General features: G+C 58.2%; 1 protein-coding gene and 1 tRNA gene. One reads left to right on the top strand and one right to left on the bottom strand.

Going from position 1 to position 1,653, the window contains the following annotated elements:
- Position 1 precedes the first annotated feature (1 nt).
- Positions 2–74, bottom strand: a tRNA-Glu gene (locus AC1RT4_RS28970).
- A gap of 388 nt (positions 75–462) precedes the next feature.
- On the opposite strand from AC1RT4_RS28970, the gene AC1RT4_RS28965 reads away from it, so the two are divergent.
- Positions 463–1,221: a hypothetical protein gene (locus tag AC1RT4_RS28965; RefSeq protein WP_011335462.1), complete on the top strand. Its 759-nt coding sequence runs from the start codon at positions 463–465 to the stop codon at positions 1,219–1,221.
- The last annotated feature ends 432 nt before the right edge of the window (positions 1,222–1,653 follow it).

Genomic DNA, 1,653 nt, shown 5'->3' with positions numbered 1-1,653 from the left:
GCGTCCCCTAGGGGACTCGAACCCCTGTTACCGCCGTGAAAGGGCGGTGTCCTAGGCCACTAGACGAAGGGGACACACTACAACATTCACTCCCTGCCGCGTTTCGCTGTGTGCTTTACGCTGCAAGTGGCGCGCATTCTATGGATGGATTGAAAGGTCGTCAACCCCCAGATATAAATTTATTTAAATCAATGACTTCGACCTGCTTTACGCGCCGTTTCCGGCTTTTGCGTCGCCCGACGATTGACGCCTATATTCCGACACTCGCCAAGGCGTTATAGTCCACGGCACAGGTGATGGCAATCTGCACCCCAAGGGCCAGCATTTATATAAGCCGGTTCCTGGCCGATACAGATTCAGCTTCGCCGATCCAAACCCGTCGAGCGGCGCTAGGCTCCTCTATGCCAAGCCACTACACTCGCACGCGAACCCTATAAAGAGGTCTTACCGGTGACACCACTCATGATCACCCTGCTAGTCATAGCCGGGATCGCAATCTTGATCGCCATTGGCTACATGAACCATGTGGTGGAAAACACCAAACTGGAGAAGGCCCGCACCAAGGTCGAACTCAACGACCGCCTGCGCCGCTGCGGCGAACTGACCGAAACCTTCCCCGGCCAGTTCATGACCCCGGCCCTCAAGCTGCTGCTGACCCGCCTGGAGCTGAACGTCTGCCAGCGCCTGCTGAACCTGGAAAAGACCAGCGCCACCACCAAGGCCCGCATCACCGAACTGAGCGCCCTCGTCGCCCAGGGCGAATCGATCCCGGTCAACAACCCACCGGCCCCGATCCAGACCGAAGCCAAGGCCAAAGACGTCCGCTTCCTCCTCGAAGCCCTCCACGGCCAGATCACCCGCGCCGCCCAGGACGGCTTCCTGCCACCGAACGAAGCCAAACACTGGATTCGCGAAGTACGCCACATCCTCGTGCTGCTGCACATCGAGTTCTTCAACAACCTCGGCCAGCACGCCCTCCAGCAAAACCAACCAGGCCAGGCCCGCCTCGCCTTCGAACGCGGCGTGCAATACCTGCGCAAACAACAGGACCCGCAAATCTACGCCGAACAACTCCAATACCTGGAAAAACTCCTGGCCCGCGCCAACGCCCAGGTCATGGACAAGATTGCCCCGGTCGAAGGCGAAGAAAACCAGCTGACTGCGGGACTCAAGGATGTTGAGGCTGATGCGGACTGGAAGAAGAAAGTGATTTACGACTGAGTGCAGTCAGAGAGTGAAGCCACCGAGAGGTGGCTTTTTTATTGGGCGCGGAGAAGATCAAAGTCAAAAGCGCCCTCACCCCAGCCCTCCCGAAACGTCGGACCGCCCGTAGGGAGAGGGAGCCGACCGAGTTGATTGGGAGAGGTACGCCGACGTGAAATACCGAGTCGCACTCAGGTTTTGAAACGCATGCAACTCAACTCTCACTGCTGCACCTGCTGCACCTGCTGCACCTGCTGCACCTGCTGCACCTTCTGCACCTTCTGCACCTTCTGCACCTTCTGCACCTTCTGCACCTTCTGCTTCTTCTGCCTCTTCTACTCTTGCTTCTGCTTTGGCTTTGGCTTCGGCTTCGGCTTCCCACCACTCAACACAATGAGCGTTAGCTCGAGTACCGCTCTTGACGTGCCGGCCCCATCGGAAGGCTGAGTG

The sequence above is a fragment of the Pseudomonas sp. GW821-FHT11D10 genome (genome assembly GCF_058808435.1).
The sequence above is the reverse complement of the archived record's forward strand: the minus strand, read 5'-3'. Positions and strand labels throughout refer to the sequence as shown.